The sequence below is a fragment of the Mesorhizobium sp. CA13 genome (assembly GCF_020165235.1).
GTDB lineage: Bacteria > Pseudomonadota > Alphaproteobacteria > Rhizobiales > Rhizobiaceae > Mesorhizobium.
Window position 1 is genome coordinate 1 of sequence record NZ_JAIUHS010000030.1, and the last position, 2,820, is coordinate 2,820.

Annotated in this window: 1 protein-coding gene; it reads left to right on the forward strand. The window is 64.4% G+C overall.

All coding sequences use genetic code 11. The features are described 5' to 3' along the window. Positions 1-405 precede the first annotated feature (405 nt). The coding region (locus LB566_RS30460) for an autotransporter-associated beta strand repeat-containing protein (RefSeq protein ID WP_181172673.1) at positions 406-2,820 on the forward strand (2,415 nt) is incomplete at its 3' end.

The window sequence follows — 2,820 nt, forward strand, 5'->3', positions numbered from 1 at the left end:
ATCGACGGCGCCAAACCCGACCGCAACGCCCTGCTCGTCGACGCCGGCGCCCAGTACACCTCTCCCTCCGGCGTCTTCGCCGCGGCCACCTTCCAGGGCGAGTTCTCCGGCAACGTGAAGAGCTATTCCGGCAAGCTAAAGCTCGGCATCACCTGGTGAGGCTATGCGCATCTTGGCGACCAACGCGATGGTGAGAAAGGTAACGATACGATGTTTGAGGGCTGGAAAACGATCAAGTTCATCTTCGCGTCAATCGGTTTCATCATGCCGGCCGTTTCAGGCAAACGTACGAAATCGGGCTTTTGGGCGAGAGCCGCGATTGTTGCCCGCCTTCTCCTGAAATTTCCTTTGTCAGCAATCGAACTCAAGATCCACAAGTTCGGGGGCTTTCGGGAAGCAAAGCAGGTGGGTGGAACAGTCGATGCACCGATGCGGGCTCATCCGACGACGGCTCTGCGCAGAGAGACTTGTCTGTCAAAGTCCGGCTCGCGCCTGGCGCTGGCCATCCTCCTGGTAGCCGGCATGTTGTCGGCCGCGCTTCCGGCAAGTGCTGTCGAGACTGACTGGATTGTCAAAGACGAGGCGACGCTCAGGGACGCCATCAGTAACGCCCAGAAAAACGACACCATCACCTTCACCGCGAACGTCACCCTGAGCGCAAACTTGCCCACCATGCAGAAAGACGTGACCATCGACGGTGGCAACTTCACGCTGTCCGGCAATAACCAGTATCGCGGCCTGTTCGTCCAGTCCGGCACAGTAGTCGTCAACGATCTCACCATTGCCAACGCCAAGGCCCAGGGCGGCAGAGGAGGCGACGCAAGGTATGGCGGCGAGCTGTATATTGGAGGCGGCGGCGGCGGTGGCGGCGCTGGACTGGGCGGCGCGCTGTTCGTCGCCAGCGGCGCCAACGTGACGGTGAGAAACGTCAACCTGCAGGCCAACCAGGCGCACGGCGGCAACGGCGGCGCGCTCAGGCCAGATACCGGCGGTTGGACCAGTGGCGGCGGTGGTGGCTATTGGCCCACCGGTGCTAACGGCGGCGACGCCGGCCCTGTCGTCAATGGTGGCGGCGGTACAGGCGGCGGCGGCGACGGTGCCCACGCCTTCGAGCAGCAGGGCCACCCCGGTGGCTTCGGCGGTGGCGGTGGTGGCGGCCCCAATGGAGGTGGCTCCGGCGGTTTTGGCGGCGGAGCCGGCGGCAACGGCGATATCTTCAACTCAGTGGTCGTGCTCGGTGGCTTCGGCGGCGGCAATAGCAACGGCAAGGACCCCAGTGCTGGCGGCGGCGGCGGCGCCGGTCTCGGCGGTGCGATCTTCGTTCAGGAGGGCGGCAGCCTGACCCTGGCCGGCGCTCTCAACATTTCCGGAAATGCCGTCGCTGGCGGTGACGGTGGAGTGGAAAACGGATGCAAAGGCCTTCCAGTATCTCCAGTGTGTGGTGGCAATCCCGGCCAGGGTACCGGTTCGGGCATCTTCCTTGACGGCAACGGGTCGTTCAGCGTCGCCCCTGGCGCCGGACAGACGCAGACCATAAGCGACATCATCATCGACCAGACCGGAGCTGGCGGCACCGGCACCGACAGTGGCAGCTGGTCTCTGGTCAAGAATGGCGACGGGGTGACCGTCCTCACCGGCGCCAATGCCTATAGCGGCGGCACCATCGTCAATGCCGGCATCCTGCAGGGCAACACGTCGAGCCTGCAGCGCAATATCACCATCAACAATAATGCCTCCATCTTCTTCGATCAGGCGGGCAGCGGCACCTATGCTGGCATCGTGTCCGGCACCGGCAATCTCTGGAAACGAGCCAACGGCGAGGTCGCGCTCACTGGCGAGAACACCTATGCGGGCGGCACGCGGGTGGAAGGCGGAACCCTGCTTGTCGCCTCCGACGCCAAACTCGGCAAGGCAGATGCCCATCTCCACCTGCTCGACGGCGGCGGTCTGCACGCCTCCGAGACCTTCACCAGTTCCCGGCCCGTCGGGCTTTTGAGGGGTAACGGCGTCTTGCTCGTCGACCCAGGCAAGGCCCTCACCTTGAGTGGCGTCATCGGAGGAAGCGGCGTGCTGGTCAAGTTCGGCTCCGGCGACCTGATCCTTTCCGGTACGAATACCTATTCGGGCGGCACGACCGTTTCGGCCGGCGCGCTGTTGTTCACTACCGACGCCAGCCTAGGCGCCGCGGGCAGCGCCATCAATCTGAACAGCGGCACGATCGGGCTAGCTTCGGTTGCTTCGGCACAGACGGTCAATCGCCCCGTCACAATCACGAACAGCGGCGGTTTCTTCGGTGCATCGGCTCCACTGACCTGGAGCGGCGTGATCAGCGGCACCGGCACGCTGGTCAAGTCCGGTACCGGCACGCTTTTCCTATCCGGCAACAACACCTACACCGGCGCGACGATCGTCGACGCCGGCACGCTTGTGGCGAACGGCTCGATCGTCTTTTCGAGCCTGACGGTGAATGCGGGCGCGACACTTGGCGGCACTGGCAGTGTCGGCTCCGCCACGCTGGCCGGCGGCACGCTTTCACCGGGCAATTCGATCGGCACGATCAATATCATCGGGAACCTTGCGTTCGGCGCAGGCTCGGTCTACGCCGTCGAGGTCTCCGGCGGCGCGGCCGACCGCGCGAACGTCACCGGCTCCGCCGATCTTTCGGGCGGCACCGTCGATGTCACGTTCCCGGCAGGCGGCTCTGTTTCCAGGAACTACACCATCCTCAATGCCACCGGCGGTGTCGGCGGCACCAAATTCGCCGGCCTCAGCGACGCGCCCTTGCCCGGATTCAAGACCAGCCTCAGCTATGATGCCAAC